14 protein-coding genes are annotated in these 16,606 nt (G+C 69.3%); 12 read left to right on the forward strand and 2 right to left on the reverse strand.

All coding sequences use genetic code 11. From position 1 onward, the window contains the following. The first annotated feature begins 46 nt into the window (after positions 1 to 46). From RS84_RS04300 to RS84_RS04310, 3 genes are read left to right on the forward strand one after another with little or no spacing between them, the layout of a single operon-like run. Complete coding sequence (locus RS84_RS04300; RefSeq protein ID WP_045256523.1) at positions 47 to 1,663, forward strand: sugar ABC transporter ATP-binding protein; 1,617 nt, start codon at positions 47 to 49, stop codon at positions 1,661 to 1,663. Then, complete coding sequence (locus RS84_RS04305; RefSeq protein ID WP_045256524.1) at positions 1,660 to 2,739, forward strand: ABC transporter permease; 1,080 nt, start codon at positions 1,660 to 1,662, stop codon at positions 2,737 to 2,739. Before RS84_RS04300 ends, RS84_RS04305 begins: the two co-directional genes overlap by 4 nt. Continuing rightward, entirely contained in the window at positions 2,736 to 3,773 is a 1,038-nt protein-coding gene (locus RS84_RS04310) for an ABC transporter permease (protein ID WP_052676209.1), read from the forward strand. Before RS84_RS04305 ends, RS84_RS04310 begins: the two co-directional genes overlap by 4 nt. Before the next feature lie 11 nt (positions 3,774 to 3,784). Here RS84_RS04310 and RS84_RS04315 read toward each other — a convergent pair whose 3' ends face one another. Further along, complete coding sequence (locus RS84_RS04315) at positions 3,785 to 4,630, reverse strand: NAD-dependent epimerase/dehydratase family protein (protein WP_045256525.1); 846 nt, start codon at positions 4,628 to 4,630, stop codon at positions 3,785 to 3,787. Between the two features lie 60 nt (positions 4,631 to 4,690). Between RS84_RS04315 and RS84_RS04320 the strand changes: the two genes are divergently transcribed. The 6 genes from RS84_RS04320 (at position 4,691) to RS84_RS04345 (ending at position 12,159) form a co-directional block, all read left to right on the forward strand. Continuing rightward, positions 4,691 to 5,701, forward strand: a complete 1,011-nt coding sequence (locus RS84_RS04320; RefSeq protein ID WP_045256526.1) for a LacI family DNA-binding transcriptional regulator — start codon at positions 4,691 to 4,693, stop codon at positions 5,699 to 5,701. 92 nt (positions 5,702 to 5,793) lie between these two features. Next, the gene (locus RS84_RS04325) at positions 5,794 to 6,513 is read left to right on the forward strand and encodes an L-ribulose-5-phosphate 4-epimerase (RefSeq protein ID WP_045256527.1); all 720 of its coding nucleotides are present in this window, start codon (positions 5,794 to 5,796) and stop codon (positions 6,511 to 6,513) included. Next, the gene (locus tag RS84_RS04330; RefSeq protein ID WP_045256528.1) at positions 6,510 to 8,090 is read left to right on the forward strand and encodes a xylulokinase; all 1,581 of its coding nucleotides are present in this window, start codon (positions 6,510 to 6,512) and stop codon (positions 8,088 to 8,090) included. The genes RS84_RS04325 and RS84_RS04330 overlap by 4 nt, the downstream gene beginning before the upstream one ends. A gap of 9 nt (positions 8,091 to 8,099) precedes the next feature. Beyond that, on the forward strand, positions 8,100 to 9,617 hold the full coding sequence (araA, locus tag RS84_RS04335; protein WP_045256529.1) for an L-arabinose isomerase: 1,518 nt from the start codon (positions 8,100 to 8,102) through the stop codon (positions 9,615 to 9,617). Further along, entirely contained in the window at positions 9,617 to 10,606 is a 990-nt protein-coding gene (locus RS84_RS04340) for an aldose 1-epimerase family protein (protein WP_045256530.1), read from the forward strand. The genes araA and RS84_RS04340 overlap by 1 nt, the downstream gene beginning before the upstream one ends. Before the next feature lie 116 nt (positions 10,607 to 10,722). Continuing rightward, positions 10,723 to 12,159 carry a histidine-type phosphatase gene (locus tag RS84_RS04345; protein WP_045256531.1) on the forward strand — a complete coding sequence of 479 codons (1,437 nt, stop codon included), beginning with the start codon at positions 10,723 to 10,725 and terminating at the stop codon, positions 12,157 to 12,159. A 63-nt stretch (positions 12,160 to 12,222) separates the two neighbouring features. On the opposite strand, the gene RS84_RS04350 is transcribed toward RS84_RS04345, so the two are convergent. Beyond that, positions 12,223 to 12,984, reverse strand: a complete 762-nt coding sequence (locus RS84_RS04350; RefSeq protein WP_045256532.1) for a GntR family transcriptional regulator — start codon at positions 12,982 to 12,984, stop codon at positions 12,223 to 12,225. A gap of 178 nt (positions 12,985 to 13,162) precedes the next feature. Here RS84_RS04350 and iolC point away from each other — a divergent pair, with 178 nt between their 5' ends. Genes iolC through RS84_RS04365 form a run of 3 tightly spaced genes read left to right on the forward strand, consistent with a single transcriptional unit; the run spans position 13,163 to position 16,603 of the window. Beyond that, positions 13,163 to 14,107 (forward strand): 5-dehydro-2-deoxygluconokinase, encoded by a 945-nt coding sequence (gene iolC, locus RS84_RS04355; protein ID WP_045256533.1) that lies wholly within the window; start codon positions 13,163 to 13,165, stop codon positions 14,105 to 14,107. A gap of 1 nt (position 14,108) precedes the next feature. Then, positions 14,109 to 15,065, forward strand: a complete 957-nt coding sequence (locus RS84_RS04360) for a class I fructose-bisphosphate aldolase (RefSeq protein WP_045256534.1) — start codon at positions 14,109 to 14,111, stop codon at positions 15,063 to 15,065. Beyond that, positions 15,062 to 16,603 (forward strand): CoA-acylating methylmalonate-semialdehyde dehydrogenase, encoded by a 1,542-nt coding sequence (locus tag RS84_RS04365; RefSeq protein ID WP_045256535.1) that lies wholly within the window; start codon positions 15,062 to 15,064, stop codon positions 16,601 to 16,603. Before RS84_RS04360 ends, RS84_RS04365 begins: the two co-directional genes overlap by 4 nt. Positions 16,604 to 16,606: the final 3 nt, after the last annotated feature.

The raw sequence follows: 16,606 nt of genomic DNA on the forward strand, positions 1-16,606 counted from the left end.
CGCACCGCGCACCGCCTCCAGGGCCGGAAAAGACTGAGAGACAGCGATGAACGAAGAACTGCCCATCGTCGAGATGCGCGGAATCACCATCGAATTCCCCGGAGTGAAGGCGCTCGACGGTGTCGACTTCCGCCTCTTCCAGGGCGAGGTGCACGCGCTCATGGGCGAGAACGGCGCCGGAAAGTCGACCCTGATCAAGGCGCTCACGGGCGTCTACCGGATCGACGCCGGATCGATCGTCGTGGCGGGCCAGGAGCGCAGCTTCGCCGGCACCGGCGACGCCCAGGCCGCCGGGATCTCCACGGTCTACCAGGAGGTGAATCTCGCGCCCAACCTCACGATCGGCGAGAACGTGATGCTAGGGCACGAGATCCGCGGCCCGTTCGGAGTCAACTGGCGCGCCACGCACCGAGCGGCCACCGAGGCCCTCGCCCGGCTGGGCCTCGACTACCTCGACACCCACAAGCCGCTCTCGACGCTCTCCATCGCGATGCAGCAGCTCGTCGCCATCAGCCGCGCGATGGCCATCAAGGCCAAGGTGCTGATCCTCGACGAGCCGACCTCGAGCCTCGACGCGGCAGAGGTCGAAGGTCTCTTCTCCGTCATGCGCACCCTTCGCGATCAGGGCGTCGCGATCCTCTTCGTCTCGCACTTCCTCGACCAGATCTACGCGATCAGCGACCGGCTCACGGTGCTGCGCAACGGACAGTACGAGGGCGAGTACCTCACCCGCGACCTCGACAGGCACGCGCTCATCTCGAAGATGATCGGCAAGGACCTCGACGCGCTGAAATCGCTCGGAGGTAACCGCCGCACCGCTCCGCGCGACGCCGACGAGGCCGCGTTCCTGTCGGCATCCGGCATCTCCCGCACCGGTGCAGTGAACGCGACCGACCTCGACATCCGCCCCGGCGAGGTCGTCGGCTTCGCGGGTCTGCTGGGCTCCGGCCGCACCGAGCTCGCGCGCCTGCTGTACGGCGCCGACCGCTCCGAATCGGGTCAGATCACGGTCAAGGGCCGCAAGACAGACCTCACCTCTCCCTCGGCCGCGCTCGCGCAGCGCATCGCGTTCTCGACCGAGAACCGCCGTGACGAGGGCATCATCGGCGACCTCACGGTCCGCGAGAACATCATCCTCGCCGTCCAGGCGAAGCGGGGCTGGGCGCGGCCCATGCCGCGCAAGGAGCAGGACGCGATCGTCGAGAAGTACATCACGGAGCTCAACGTGCGCCCCGCCGACCCGGAGCGCATGATCAAGAACCTCTCCGGCGGCAACCAGCAGAAGGTGCTGCTCGGCCGCTGGCTCGCCACCGAGCCCGAGCTGCTCATCCTCGACGAGCCGACCCGCGGCATCGACGTGGGAGCGAAGGCCGAGATCCAGGAGGCGGTGGCCGAGCTCGCCGACACCGGCGTCGCGGTCGTCTTCGTGTCCTCCGAGCTGGAAGAGGTCGTCCGCCTCTCCGAGCGCATCGTCGTGCTCAAGGACCACAGCAAGATCGGCGAGATCCAGAACGGCCCCGACGTGACCGCGCAGGAGATCGTCGACGTGATCGCCGCGCACGGCGTCGAGGCCGCGGCCGAGACCCTCGAAGAGGAGCTCCCCGCGATCGCCGTGCACGAGGCGGAACCCGCATCCGCGACTCTCGAGGAGGAGATCCGATGAGCGCCCCCACCCGCGCGTCCCTGTGGCGCGATCTGATCCACAAGCCGTTCTTCTGGGGCATCATCGCGATCGTCGCGCTGCTCGCGCTGAACGTGATCAAGGATCCGACCTACCTGGCGATCTCGATCAACCCGAACAACGGCCACCTGGTCGGCAACCTGATCGACATCCTCCGTCAGGCTGCCCCCGTCATGATGATTGCGATCGGCATGTCGCTCGTGATCGCGACCGGCGGCATCGACCTCTCGGTCGGATCTCTCATGGCCGTCTCCGGCGCCGTCTCGATGGAGTTCCTGGCCGCGGCCGGCGACTCGACCTCGATCGGCGTCGCTCTCGCCGCCGTGGGGCTGTCACTGCTGATCACCGGCATCCTCGGCGCCGTGAACGGCATCCTCGTCGCCTATGTCGGGCTTCAGCCCTTCATCGCGACCCTCGTGCTGATGCTCGCGGGCCGCGGCGTCGCGAAGGTGATCACGGGCGGCCAGAACACCGCCGCGTCGAGCGACCCGTTCCGGTGGATCGCGAACGGCTTCGTGATCGGCATCCCGGTCGTCTTCATCCTCGCCGTGCTGATCGTGGTCCTCGTGGCCTGGGTCGTGCGCCGCAGCGCGCTGGGCCTGATGATCGAGGCCATCGGCATCAACCCGAGGGCGAGCCGGATGGCCGGCATCAAGCCCAAGGGGCTGCTGCTGACCGCCTACATCCTCAGCGGCATCCTCGCCGGTATCGCCGGAGTCATGTCTGTCGGCAGCGTCATGACGGTCGACATCTCCCGCACCGGCTATCAGCTCGAGCTCGACGCGATCCTCGCGGTCGTGATCGGAGGCGCCTCGCTCGCGGGCGGCAAGTTCTCGCTCAGCGGCGCCTTCGTCGGCGCCCTGCTGATCGCGACGCTCGACAAGACCGTGCTGTACCTCGGGGTCTCCTCCTCGGCGACTCCCGCGTTCAAGGCGATCGTGATCGTCGCCATCTGCCTGCTGCAGTCCGACCGGGTGCGCAGCTGGTTCCAGCGCCGGCGGAAGACCGCGGCACCTGCACCCCGGGTCGAGATCGTGAAAGAGGAGGCTGCGGCATGAGCGCCATCGCAGCGGCACCAGTCCAGGGCAGGGAAGCGGGGCTCGCAGATCGCGTGCGCCGCATGATCACGGCGAACCCGTCGGTGGTCCCGACCATCGCCTCCGTCGTCATCTTCATCGGCATGATCGTCTACGGCGAGGTGGCCTACGGGCGCATCGTGCAGGCGAGCACCCTGTCGAACCTGCTCATCAACAACGCGCACGTGATCGTGCTGGCGGTCGCGCTGACCTTCGTCATCATCACGGGCGGCATCGACCTGTCGGTGGGATCGGTCATCGCGGTCTCCTCGGTCGCCGGCGTCATGCTGTCGAACGCCGGATGGAACCCCGTTGCGGTGATCGTCACGATGATCGCCATCGGCTCGGTGTTCGGACTGGTCTCGGGCGTGCTGATCAGGTACTTCAACGTGCAGCCGTTCATCGCGACGCTCGCCATGATGTTCCTCGGCCGCGGGCTCGCCTCGCTGCTGAGCACCAAGCCCGAGCAGCTGCCCGACGACTCGGCGATCCGCACGCTCTCCGACAAGATCAAGATCGTCGACGGCCCGAAGGTGAACGACCTGGTCATCACCCCTGCCGTGATCATCGCGATCGTCGTCGTGCTCGCCGCCTTCTTCGTCCTGCATCGCACGCGCACCGGCCGCACCGTGTACGCGATCGGCGGCTCGGAGAACTCGGCTCTACTGATGGGACTGCCGGTGCATCGCACCAAGGTGCTCGTGTACGTGATCAGCGGCTCGCTCGCCGGTCTCGCCGCGGTGCTCTACACCTCGCGCCTCGGCACGGCGCAGAACATCACCGGCATCGGCTGGGAGCTCGACGCGATCGCCGCGGCTGTGATCGGCGGAACCGTCCTCACCGGCGCATACGGCTACGTGCTCGGATCGGTCGTCGGAGCCCTCGTGCTCGGGCTCATGACCGTGCTGATCACGCGCGACGGCGGCATCCCTCCCGAGATGACGACCATCATCACCGGCGGCATCCTGCTCGTGTTCGTCCTTCTGCAGCGCGCGGTCACCCGCAAGCGCGACTAGCGGGGCCGGGATCAGACGTGATCGCGCCAGGAGTGGCGCGGCTCGAAGCCGAGCACGCGCCGCGCCCGGTCGATCGACAGGAGCGTCTCGTTCGGCTCGATCTCGCGGGTGACCGGGACGCCGGGGAAGACCTCGGCGATCAGCTCGGCGTTCGGGCGACTCATCACGGTGTCGGCCGCCGCGATGATGAAGCGGTCGAAGCCGGGAGCTGCGACCTCGAGGGCCCGCTGCACCGCCTGAGCGCCGTCCCGTGCGTCGATGTAGCCCCACAGGTTCCACTTGCGCAGCATCGCGTCCTGGTCGAACGAAGGGAAGGCGGCGTAGTCCTCCGGATCCATCACGTTGGAGAAGCGCAGCGCCGTGATCGACAGATCGGGATGCCAGCGCACGAGCTCGGTCGCGAGCTGCTCCTCGAGCGTCTTCACGAGCGAGTACACCGATTCCGGGCGGGCCGGGTACTCCTCGTCGACGGGGATGTAGGGCGGCGGCACGTCGAACGGCAGGCCGAGGACGGTCTCGCTGGACGCGTAGACGACGCGGCGGATGCCGAGTCGCACCGCCGCCCAGAACACGTTGAACGTCGCCGGCATGTTGTTGTGGAAGGTCGCGACATCGCTGCGGATGCCGGGGGCGGGGATCGCTCCGAGATGCACGACCGCATCGATGCCGTCATGACGGTCGCCGACGGCCGTGAACGCGTCGACCACCTGCCCGTAGTCGGTCAGGTCCACCTGCACGAAGTCGGCGCCGCGTGGCCCGTGCAGATCCATCCCGATGACCTCGTAACCCTGAGCCCGCAGCTCGCGTGCGACGACGCGGCCGAGCTTGCCCGATGAACCAGTGAGAGCGATGCGCATGAGACCAGCCTGGCATGACGGCGGGATGCCGGGGCGCCCTGACGCCGTACACTCAACCGCGTGAGTGAGTCGAGCGGCGCCCAGAGACGCACGGCAGGCGTGCGCGACGTCGCGGCGCTGGCCGGCGTCTCGCGTCAGACCGTGTCGCGGGTGCTCAACGACCACCCCGAGGTCGCGGCCGACACGAAGGAACGGGTCCTCGCCGCGATGGCGGAGCTCGGCTACCGCATGAACAACGCCGCGCGGGCCCTGGGCACGCGGCGCTCGCGGACCATCGGCATCCTCGCCTCCGATGCGCTGCAGTACGGTCCGTCGCGCAGCATCGCCGCGATCGAGACGTCGGCCCGCGGCGCCGGCTACTGGGTCAGCGCGGCGTTCGCCGACGCGGGAGACGCGGCCGCGGTGGTGTCGGCTGTCGACCATCTGATCGCGCAGGGCGTCGAGGGCATCGTGGTCGTCGCTCCGCATGCGCGCACGCTCGAGGCGCTCGACGCGCTCGACGTGAACGTGCCGGTCGTCACCCTGCATTCCGCGGGCCGAGGGTCGCGTGGCCTGTCGGTGGACCAGGCGGCCGGTGCGCGGCTGGCGGTGGCGGCCCTGGCCGACGCCGGGCATACGCGCATCGCGCACCTGGCGGGACCTGCGGACTGGCTCGAGGCGGAATCCCGCGCCGAGGGCTGGGCGGCCGAGCTCGACGCCCGCGGTCTGCAGCCGGGCCCCGTGATCGTCGGGGACTGGTCGGCGGGGTCGGGGTATGCCGCCGCAGTGGCCGTGCGAGAGGCCGGAGCCACTGCGGTCTTCGCCGCGAACGACCAGATGGCGCTCGGGCTGCTGAGCGGCCTGCACGAGGCCGGGCTCTCGGTGCCGGCCGACATCAGCGTGGTGGGCTTCGACGACGTCCCCGACGCCGCGTACTACTGGCCCAAGCTGACGACCGTGCGTCAGGACTTCGACGAACTGGCGCGGAGGGCGGTGGCCGCCCTGGTCGGAGGAGCGGATGCCGCGGCATCCGATCTCGCTCCCGTCGCGCCCGAGCTCGTCGAGCGCGAATCGGTCGCCGCTCCGCGCTGAGCAGCGCGCCCCGGTTGACGCCCCCGGCGACGCCGTGTCACACTACTGTGACCGGTCACGGTAATCACCCTTACACCCACGATGAGGTAGCAGTGAGCAGCGAAGCCCCCGCCTTCACCCCCGAGGTCGAAGCCGCCATCCAGACCGTCCGCGAGGACGTCGCCCGACTGCACGGCGAGCTGGTCCGCTACAACCTCGTCGTCTGGACCGGCGGCAACGTCTCTGGCCGCGTGCCCGGCGCCGACCTGTTCGTGATCAAGCCCTCGGGCGTCTCCTACGACGACCTGACCGCAGACAACATGATCCTGTGCGACCTCGACGGCAACGTCATCCCCGGCACTCCCGGCAGCGACCGCAGCCCGTCCAGCGACACCGCCGCGCACGCCTACGTGTACCGCAACATGCCCGAGGTCGGCGGCGTCGTGCACACCCACTCCGACTATGCCGTCGCCTGGGCTGCGCGCGGCGAGGAGATCCCCTGCGTGATCACCGCCATGGCGGACGAGTTCGGCGGACCCATCCCGGTCGGCCCCTTCGCCATCATCGGCGACGACTCGATCGGCCGCGGGATCGTCGAGACCCTGCGTGGGCACCGCAGCCGTGCGGTGCTCATGCAGAACCACGGACCGTTCACGATCGGCGTGGACGCGAAGGACGCCGTGAAGGCCGCCGTCATGGTCGAGGACGTCGCGCGCACCGTGCACCTCGCCCGCGAGGCGGGGCCGCTCATCCCCATCCCGCAGGAGGCGATCGACAGCCTCTTCAACCGGTACCAGAACGTGTACGGTCAGAGCGCGGACACACGCCGATGAGCACCGCGCGCGACGACATCCTCGCCGGCCGCACGAGCCTCGGCATCGAGTTCGGCTCCACCCGCATCAAGGCGTGCCTGATCGGCTCCGACGCCACCGAGGTGGTCGCCACCGGCGCGTTCTCCTGGGAGAACCGGCTCGAAGAGGGGCTGTGGACCTACGGCCTCGACGAGGTCTGGTCGGGTCTGCAGTCGGCGTTCGCCGACCTCGTCGCCGACGCGCACGACCGCTACGGCGTGCGGCCCGCGACCTTCGGCGCGATCGGCATCTCGGCCATGATGCACGGCTACCTCGCCTTCGATGCGGCGGGCGACCTGCTCGTGCCGTTCCGCACCTGGCGCAACACGAACACCGGGGTGGCGGCATCCGAGCTCACCGAGCTGCTGGGTGTGAACATCCCGCTGCGCTGGTCGATCGCGCACCTGCACCAGGCTGTCGTCGACGCCGAGGCGCACGTGCCGCAGCTCGATTTCGTGACCACGCTCGCCGGCTACGTGCACTGGAAGCTCACGGGCGAGCGGGTGCTCGGCGTCGGTGACGCCTCGGGCATGTTCCCGATCGACTCGACGACCGGCGGTTACGACGAGCGGATGCTGCAGGCATACGACGCGCTCGCCGCCGACCGGCTTCCGGCGCCCCTTACCGCGCTGCTCCCCGCGGTGCTGCCCGCGGGTGCCGCGGCAGGCGCGCTGACCGACGAGGGCGCCCTGCTGCTCGACCCGACGGGGACGACGCCCGCCGGCATCCCGCTGTGCCCGCCCGAAGGCGACGCCAGCACCGGCATGGTCGCCACGAACTCGGTCGCCCCGCGCACGGGCAACGTGAGTGCGGGAACCAGCATCTTCGCGATGGTCGTGCTCGAGCGCCCGCTCGGCGAGGTGCACCACGAACTCGACCTCGTCACCACGCCGGCCGGCGACGCGGTCGCCATGGTGCACTGCAACAACGGCGCGTCAGAGCTCGCGGCCTGGGCGGGGCTGTTCACCCGGTTCGCCTCCGCTGCGGGGAACCCGGTGAGCGACGACGCCGCCTTCGACGCTCTCTTCCGCGAGGCGCTCGCCGGAGAAGCGGATGCCGGTGGCCTGATCGCCTACAACCACCTCGCAGGCGAGCCCATCGCAGGGCTCGACGAGGGCCGCCCGCTGTTCGTGCGCACGCCCGACAGCGCCTTCACGCTCGCGAACTTCATGCGCGCACAGCTGTACGGCGTATTCGGAACGCTCGCGCTGGGCATGCAGGTGCTCACCGCCGAGGGTGTGGGCCTGGACCGCATGTTCGCGCACGGCGGCATGTTCCGCACCGCGGGCGTCGCGCAGCGCTTCCTCGCCGGTGCCCTCGGGGCTCCCGTCGCCGTCGGCGAGCTCGCCTCCGAGGGCGGGGCGTGGGGCATCGCCGTGCTCGCCTCCTACCTCGGCCACGCCGAGCCCCTGGCCACCTACCTCGACGAGACCGTGTTCGCCGCGGCATCCGTCTCCGTCGCCGACCCCGACCCCGCAGACGTCGCCGGGTTCACCGCCTACCTCGACCGCTACCGCGCAGGCCTCGCCATCGAAGCCGCCGCCACCACTGCACTCTAAGGACGCACCATGCCGAAGCTCACCACCTCCCTCGACCAGTACGAGGTCTGGTTCCTCACCGGCAGCCAGCACCTGTACGGCCCCGAGACGCTCGCGCAGGTCGCCGAGCAGTCGCAGGAGATCGCCCGTCTGCTCGACGAGGCAGGCGACGTGCCGGTCAAGATCGTCTGGAAGCCGGTGCTCACCGATTCCGCCGCGATCAAGCGCACCGCCCTCGAGGCGAACGCCGACGACAAGGTGATCGGCCTGGTCGCGTGGATGCACACCTTCAGCCCGGCCAAGATGTGGATCGCCGGCCTCGACGCGCTGCAGAAGCCGCTCGCGCACCTGCACACGCAGGCCAACGTCGAGCTGCCCTGGGCCGACATCGACTTCGACTTCATGAACCTGAACCAGGCCGCGCACGGCGACCGCGAGTTCGGCTACATCCAGACCCGCCTGGGTGTGCCCCGCAAGACGATCGTCGGCCACGCATCCGACCCGCGCGTGCAGCGCGAGCTCGGCGTCTGGCAGCGCGCCGCCGCCGGTCTCGCCGCGAGCCGCGACCTCAAGCTCGCCCGCTTCGGCGACAACATGCGCTTCGTCGCCGTCACCGAGGGCGACAAGACCGAGGCAGAGCTGCGCTTCGGCGTGCAGGTCAACACCTGGGGCGTGAACGAGCTGGCGGAGGCCGTCGCCGCCGCGTCCGAGGACGCGATCGACGCTCTCGTGGCCGAATACGAGGAGCTGTACGAGGTCGTTCCCGAGCTCCGCAAGGGCGGCGAGCGGCACCAGTCGCTCCGAGACGGCGCCGCGATCGAGATCGGGCTGCGCTCGTTCCTCGAGGAGGGCGGCTTCGGCGCCTTCACCACCTCGTTCGAAGACCTCGGTGAGCTCAAGCAGCTGCCGGGTCTCGCCGTGCAGCGCCTGATGGCGGAGGGCTACGGCTTCGGCGCCGAAGGCGACTGGAAGACCGCGATCCTCGTGCGCATCGCGAACGTGATGGGCGCGGGCCTGCCCGGTGGTGCGAGCCTCATGGAGGACTACACCTACGACATGACCCCCGGCGACGAGCTCATCCTCGGCGCGCACATGCTCGAGGTCTCGCCGTCCCTCACGACCGCGAAGCCCACGCTCGAGATCCACCCGCTCGGCATCGGCGGCAAGGACGACCCGGTGCGCCTGGTCTTCACCGCCGACTCCGGCCCTGCTGTCGTCGTCGCGCTCAGCGACATGCGCGACCGCTTCCGCCTCACCGCGAACGTCGTCGAGAACGTCGAGCCGCGCGCCTCGCTGCCCAAGCTCCCGGTCGGCCGTGCGGTCTGGAAGCCGGCTCCCGACTTCAACACCTCGGCAGCGGCCTGGCTGACGGCGGGCGCGGCGCACCACACGGTCATGTCGACGGCAGTCGGCATCGAGGCCTTCCGCGACTTCGCCGAGATGGCGGAGGTCGAGCTGCTCGTGATCGACGAGGAGACGACGCTCATCGAGTTCCAGAAGCAGGTCCGCTGGAACCAGGCGTACTACCGCCTCGCCCAGGGTCTGTGATGACGTCGGTCGTCGCGCGAGACGAAACGCCCCGTTCCGGGCGCCAGCTGCGGATCGCCTTCGGCGGCTACGAGGCCGTCATCGCCAGCGTCGGCGCCTCGCTGCGCTCGCTGACCTTCGAGGGCCGCGACCTGGTCGTGCCCTTCGACGCCGACGAGGTGCGCCCGGGCTATCGCGGGACCACGCTCGCGCCGTGGCCCAACCGCATCGTCGACGGGCGCTACGAGTTCGGCGGCGTCGAGCACCAGCTCGCCCTCACCGAGCCGGAGCGCGGCCAGGCGCTGCACGGCCTGCTCTCGTGGGCCGAGTACGCCGACCGCGTGATCGAAGATGACCGCGTCGTGCTGGTCGCCGTGATCGAGCCGCAGACGGGCTACCCGTTCCGGGTCGAGGTCGAGACCGAGTACCGGCTCGACGAGAACGGCCTGCAGCAGACGGTCACGGCTCGCAACCTCGGAGCGGATGCCGCCCCCTGGGGCACGGGTCCGCACCCGTATCTCGTGGCGGGTGCCTCCCGGTCGTTGAGCGAGGGTGCGCCGGCGACCGAGACGAAACGCCAGGCGCCCGCGGTCGACGCGTGGACTCTCCTGCTCCCGGCATCCGAGGTCCTCACCGTCACCCCCGACCGGCTGAGCCCCGTCGCCGTGGAGCCGGTCTCCGAGCATCCGGAGTGGGACTTCCGTGAGTCGCGCGTGATCGGCGACGTGTTCATCGACCACGCCTTCACCGGACTGACGCGCACCGACGGCATCGCCGAGGTGCGCCTGGTGACGGATGCCGGAACCGGCGTCGCGATGACCTGGGACGAGCGCTGCCCGTGGGTGCAGATCCACACGGCCGACAACCCGGGCCTCGACGGCATCCATCGCATCGGCCTCGCGGTCGAGCCGATGACGTGCCCGCCCGACGCCTTCAACTCCGGAACCGACCTCGTCGTGCTCGAGCCCGGTGCCGAGCACGCGGCATCCTGGCGCATCGCCGCCCTCTGAATCGGCCGACGAACCCCGGACAGCCACGGGCGGCCCGGGGTTCGTCGCATCCCGGAGGGGATTGACTTCTCTGTGTGGACATCCTAATGTCCTGACAAACGAGAGAAGGAGTTCCCATGTCTCATCATCGATTACGCACCCGAACCCGCACCGGCGCAGGCGCACTGGTCGCACTGGCCGTCGTCGGAGCAGCGCTGCTCCCGACGACCGCCTCCGCGTCCGAGGCTGCTCGTCATCACCACCACGGCGATCAGCTCGCCGACGTCCGCACGATCGGCAATCTGTACGGCACGAAAGCGGTGTACGAGCCGTTCCAGGACGAGGACGACTATCACAACCCGCCCTCCGGCTTCGAGCCGGTGCTCCTCGAGCATGTGAGCCGACACGGCTCCCGGCTGCTGTCGAGCAAGAAGTACGACGACCTGCTGTGGCAGTTGTGGCAGATCGCGCACACGTCCGCAGGGCTCACGCCCCTCGGTGAGCAGCTCGGAGCCGACCTGCAGGAGATCATCGCCGTGCACGAGCAACTCGGCTACGGATCGCTGAGCACGCGCGGAGCTGCGGAGCAGCAGGGCATCGCCGAGCGCGCCGTCGAGCGGATGGAATCGCTGTTCGACGACGCCGAGGATGACGATCGGCCGATCCGAATCGTCTCTTCCGGTGTCGACCGCGCGGTCGAGAGCGCCGACAACTTCGTGATCGGACTGGAGGAGGCCGATGACGACCTCGCGGAGCTGATCCAGCCCCAGGTCGCGGATCTCGATCTGCTGTACTTCCACGACACCGATCCCGCCTACCTCGCCTACGAGGAATCGGCGCAGCTCGCGGCGGTCCATGACGAGCTCGAGCAGCTGCCCGTCATCGCCTCGACCGCGCGCGACGTGGTGAGCAGGCTCTTCACCGCCGATTTCATCGCCCGCATCGACGCGGGCGAGTTCGACCTGGTCGACAGCGGCAAGGGCAAGACGCACCTGCGCACCGTGGTCGACGTGGCCTCGTACCTCTCCGAGCTCTACGTGATCGCACCCGGGATGGATCAGGATGCGGCGATCGACATGACGCCCTATCTCACGGACGAGGATGCCGCGACTTTCGCGTACCTCTCCGACGCCGCCGACTTCTACGACAAGGGCCCGGCCTTCGCCGGCTCCGACGTGACCTATCGCATGGCGCACGTGCTCGTGGACGCCTTCCTCGACCATGTCGAGGCGGTCGCCGCTGGTCAGGAGACCGCGGCTGCGGACTTCCGATTCGCGCACGCAGAGGAGATGATCCCGCTCGCGGCACTGCTCGAACTGCCGGGGAGCACCGTGCAGCAGCCTGCCGGGGAGCTATTCGACTATGCAGGCAACCCGTGGCGCGGAGCACAGGTCGCGCCGATGGCGGCGAACCTGCAGTGGGATGTGTTCCAGAACTCGCACGGCAGGACCATCGTGCGCATGCTCTACAACGAGCAGGAGACCGCGTTCCCCGAGGGGTGCACGCCGATCAGCTCCGGCAGCTACTTCTACTCCGCGTCGGAACTGACGCGCTGCCTGGCCGACAAGAGGTAGCCCGGCGGCGACACGAGGAGGCGTCCGTTCGACGGGCGCCTCCTTCGTCGTCTCGCGGGACGGTCACTTCGCGACGAGCGTCGTCTCGAAGCTGTACATGTCGGGGCGGTAGCAGTGCACGCCGTACTCGATCGCCCGTCCGGCCGCGTCGTAGGCTGTGCGCTGCATCGTGAGGAGGGGGCTGCCGCGGTCGACGTCGAGGAGCTGCGCCTCGTCGCCGTGCTCGACCCGGGCGCCGATGCGCTGCTTGGCGACTCGGATCGTGACGCCGCGGCTGCGCAGGATCTGGTACAGCCCCTGCGCCTCGAGCTGCTCGCGGGTGATGTCGGTGAGCTCCTCGGGGAGGAAGTTCTCCATCAGAGCGACGGGGATGCCGTCGGTGCTGCGCAGCCGCCGCAGGTACAGCAGTGGCGAGCCCACCAGCACTCCCAGATGCTCGGCGACGTCGTCGGCTGCCGGGCGCACGTCGTGCACCAGCACCTGGGTCGTCGGAGTGTGCTGCGCGTTCTTCAGATCTTCGAACAGGCTCGTCAGCTCGACCTGGCGGGTCACCTGGCCCTGCACGACCTGCGTGCCGATGCCGCGACGGCGGACGAGGAGCCCTTTGTCGACCACCTCCTGAATAGCCCGCCGAATGGTGGGGCGCGACAGCCCGAGGCGCCGGCCGATCTCGATCTCGTTCTCGAGGCGGGCGCCGGGCGGGATCCGACCGGACTGGATCGCCGCCTCGAGGCGGCGTGAGACCTGGAAGTAGAGAGGCACGGGACCCGCCCGATCGAGATCGTGGAACAGCTCGTCCGGCCAGACGGTCTCGTCGTTCGGCATGCGGTGCTCCTTGTCCATCGGGCGGCTGACGGCCGGCACCGATTGTCAGGACAATGTTACCCCTCCGGCGGCGCAATCCGGTGAGCATGCTCTCCCTGGCTGATCCGGGGCGACAATTCTGCATTCCACAACCATGTGATATTGTTAGGACAAAGCCGTACTGCAATGGAGCGTGACGATGAGCGACACCCCTGAGATCCTCGCGATCGGGCGACTCGGAGTGGATCTGTATCCCCTCGAGGACGCCCTCGGGCTCGACCAGGTGAAGACCTTCGGGAAGTATCTCGGCGGCACTGCGGCGAACGTCGCCGTCGCCGCAGCGCGATACGGGCACGAGGTCGAACTCGTGTCCCGCGTCGGAGACGATCCGTTCGGTCGCTACCTGCTCGCAGAACTGGAGCGGCTCGGCGTCGGCAACCGGCTCGTCGCGACCGACCCGGGGCTGAAGACGCCGCTCACGTTCTGCGAGATCTTCCCGCCGGATGACTTCCCGCTGTACTTCTACCGCGAGCCCAAGGCACCGGACATGAACGTCGACGCCGCCCAGCTCGACCTCGACGCCGTGCGCGGCGCCGGCATCCTCTGGATCACCACGACCGGTCTCAGCGAGCAGCCCAGCCGTGCCGCACACCAGGCCGCGCTCGCCGCCCGCGCCGGAGCAAGGCACACGATCCTCGACCTCGACTACCGGCCGATGTTCTGGGACGAGGCGTCCGATGCCACGGCTCAGATCGAGCCTGTGCTCGCGCAGGTCACCGTCGCGGTCGGCAATCGCGAGGAATGCCTCGTCGCCGTGGGGGAGAGCGACCCGCACCGCGCTGCCGACGCGCTCCTCGACCGCGGCGTCGAGCTCGCGATCGTCAAGCAGGGGCCGAAGGGCGTGCTCGCCAAGACCCGCGAGGAGACGGTCGAGGTGCCGGTGCACCACGTCGACGTCGTGAACGGGCTCGGAGCGGGAGACGCCTTCGGAGGAGCCCTCTGCCACGGCCTGCTCGAGGGATGGAGCCTGGAGCGCACCCTCGCCTTCGCCAACGTCGCAGGCGCCATCGTCGCCTCTCGTCGAGAGTGCTCGACGGCGATGCCTGACGCCACCGAAGTCAACGCACTGCTGCAGGGAGCTTGAGATGTCCGTGATCACCCCGGAGGAGTTCGCGCGGCTGCGCGACGTCAGGGCGTTCCAGCCCGAGCTGATCTCGACGGCGCTCGCCGCGCGCCGACGGAGACCTGTGCTGCGCGGCGACGGCAGGCTGTTCATCATCGCCGCCGACCACCCTGCGCGCGGATCGCTCGCTGCGGGGGGAGACCCGATGGCGATGGCGGATCGATACACGCTGCTCGAACGGCTCGCGGTCGCGCTGAGCCATCCCGGCGTCGACGGCGTGCTCGGCACGCCCGACATCATCGACGACCTCGCCATGCTGGGCGCCCTGGACGACAAGGTGGTCGTCGGGTCCATGAACCGGGGTGGCCTGCAGGGCTCCGCGTTCGAGATGGACGACCGCTACACGGCGTACGACGTGCCGACCATGCTCGACCGCGGCATCGACTTCGGGAAGGCGCTGATCCGCATCGATCTCGACGACCCGGCCACCGCGAGCACGCTCTCCTCGACATCCGAGATGGTCACCGCCGCAGCCGCGGCCCGCGTGCCGATCATGCTCGAGCCCTTCCTCAGCCGCCGCCACGGGGGGAAGGTCGTCAACGATCTGACTCCGGATGCCGTGATCCAGTCGATCTCGATCGCCTCCGCCCTCGGCGGCGACAGCGCGTTCACGTGGATGAAGCTCCCGGTCGTCGACGAGATGGAAAGGGTCATGGCGTCCACGACGATGCCCGCGCTGCTGCTCGGCGGCGACTCCGGAGAAGACCCCGACGAGCGATTCGCCTCGTGGGAGAACGCGCTGGGGCTGCCGGGCGTGCGCGGCCTCACCGTGGGGCGGACACTGCTCTTCCCGCCCGACGGCGACGTCCTCAGCGCCGTGGACATCGCGGCGCGCCTGGTCCATCCGTCGATCGGAGAAGCCACCACAGCCGCCGCAGCCCAAGAGCTCGGCGAACACGCACTGAAGGAGAGAGCATGACGAGCACGGCAATCGCGGTCCGCACGATCGGACACTGGGTCGACGGCGCGGAGCACGTGCCTGAGGGAACCAGGACCTCCCCGGTCTACAACCCGGCGACCGGACAGGTCACCGGGCACCTGGCGCTCGCCGACGAGGCGCTGATCGAGCAGGCGATCGCTTCAGCCCAGCGTGGCTTCGAGGAGTGGAGCGGGTACTCCATCGCGAAGCGCCAGACTGTGCTGTTCGCCTTCCGCGAGCTGCTGAACGCCCGCAAGGGCGAGCTCGCCGCTCTCATCACCGCCGAGCACGGGAAGGTGATCTCGGATGCGATGGGCGAGATCCTCCGCGGCCAGGAGGTCGTCGAACTCGCGTGCGGGTTCCCGCACCTGATCAAGGGCGCGTTCAGCGAGAACGCCTCGACCGGCGTCGACGTGTACTCCCTCACGCAGCCCCTGGGCGTGGTCGGGATCATCAGCCCCTTCAACTTCCCCGCCATGGTGCCGATGTGGTTCTTTCCCATCGCGATCGCAGTCGGCAACGCCGTGGTGCTCAAGCCCAGCGAGAAAGACCCCTCTGCGGCGCTGTGGATGGCCGAGCTCTGGCAGGAGGCCGGGCTCCCCGACGGGGTGTTCACGGTGCTCCAGGGTGACAAGCTCGCGGTCGACGGGCTGCTGAACGACCCGCGTGTGCAGTCGATCTCGTTCGTGGGATCCACTCCGATCGCGCAGTACATCTACCAGGAGGCGTCTCGCAACGGCAAGCGCGTCCAGGCCCTCGGCGGAGCCAAGAACCACATGCTCGTGCTGCCGGATGCAGACCTCGACCTCGTCGCGGACCAGGCCGTCAACGCCGGATACGGTGCCGCAGGCGAGCGGTGCATGGCGATCTCGGTCGTCCTGGCCGTCGAACCGGTGGCCGACGAGCTGATCGACAGGATCGCCGAGCGCATCGGCCGGCTGCGCATCGGCGACGGCGCGGGCGCCGACGGCGTCGAGCCCGACATGGGGCCGCTCATCACCGACGCGCACCGCGACAAGGTCGCCTCCTACGTCGACATCGCCGAGGCCGATGGTGCGCGCATCGTGGTCGACGGTCGCGGCGTGCAGGTCGACGGCTGCGAGAGCGGCTTCTTCTTCGGCCCCACGCTGATCGACGACCTGCCGCTGCACTCGCGCGCGTACACCGAGGAGATCTTCGGGCCGGTGCTGCAGATCGTGCGCATCGGCAGCTACCAGGAGGGCGTCGAGCTGATCAACTCGGGGCGGTTCGGCAACGGCACCGCGATCTTCACGAACGACGGGGGCGCGGCACGCCGCTTCCAGCACGAGGTGCAGGTCGGCATGATCGGCATCAACGTGCCGATACCGGTGCCGGTCGCGTACCACTCCTTCGGCGGCTGGAAGCAGTCGCTGTTCGGGGACGCGAAGGCGTACGGTGTGCACGGCTTCGAGTTCTTCACGCGCGAGAAGGCCGTCACCGCGCGCTGGATCGACCCCGCCCGACGCGGCGGCTCCGAGCACTCCGGCATCGATCTCGGCTTCCCGCAGAACGACTGAGCA

The organism is Microbacterium hydrocarbonoxydans, from assembly GCF_000956475.1.
Taxonomy (GTDB): Bacteria; Actinomycetota; Actinomycetes; order Actinomycetales; family Microbacteriaceae; genus Microbacterium; species Microbacterium hydrocarbonoxydans_A.

What these genes read in the sequence shown, in the direction of transcription:
- RS84_RS04300 (WP_045256523.1), top strand. Translation starts at nt 47, where the DNA reads ATGAACGAAGAACTGCCCATCGTCGAGATGCGCGGAATCACCATCGAA.
- RS84_RS04305 (WP_045256524.1), top strand. Translation starts at nt 1,660, where the DNA reads ATGAGCGCCCCCACCCGCGCGTCCCTGTGGCGCGATCTGATCCACAAG.
- RS84_RS04310 (WP_052676209.1), top strand. Translation starts at nt 2,736, where the DNA reads ATGAGCGCCATCGCAGCGGCACCAGTCCAGGGCAGGGAAGCGGGGCTC.
- RS84_RS04315 (WP_045256525.1), bottom strand. Translation starts at nt 4,630, where the DNA reads ATGCGCATCGCTCTCACTGGTTCATCGGGCAAGCTCGGCCGCGTCGTC.
- RS84_RS04330 (WP_045256528.1), top strand. Translation starts at nt 6,510, where the DNA reads ATGAGCACCGCGCGCGACGACATCCTCGCCGGCCGCACGAGCCTCGGC.
- araA (WP_045256529.1), top strand. Translation starts at nt 8,100, where the DNA reads ATGCCGAAGCTCACCACCTCCCTCGACCAGTACGAGGTCTGGTTCCTC.
- RS84_RS04340 (WP_045256530.1), top strand. Translation starts at nt 9,617, where the DNA reads ATGACGTCGGTCGTCGCGCGAGACGAAACGCCCCGTTCCGGGCGCCAG.
- RS84_RS04345 (WP_045256531.1), top strand. Translation starts at nt 10,723, where the DNA reads ATGTCTCATCATCGATTACGCACCCGAACCCGCACCGGCGCAGGCGCA.
- RS84_RS04350 (WP_045256532.1), bottom strand. Translation starts at nt 12,984, where the DNA reads ATGCCGAACGACGAGACCGTCTGGCCGGACGAGCTGTTCCACGATCTC.
- iolC (WP_045256533.1), top strand. Translation starts at nt 13,163, where the DNA reads ATGAGCGACACCCCTGAGATCCTCGCGATCGGGCGACTCGGAGTGGAT.
- RS84_RS04360 (WP_045256534.1), top strand. Translation starts at nt 14,109, where the DNA reads ATGTCCGTGATCACCCCGGAGGAGTTCGCGCGGCTGCGCGACGTCAGG.
- RS84_RS04365 (WP_045256535.1), top strand. Translation starts at nt 15,062, where the DNA reads ATGACGAGCACGGCAATCGCGGTCCGCACGATCGGACACTGGGTCGAC.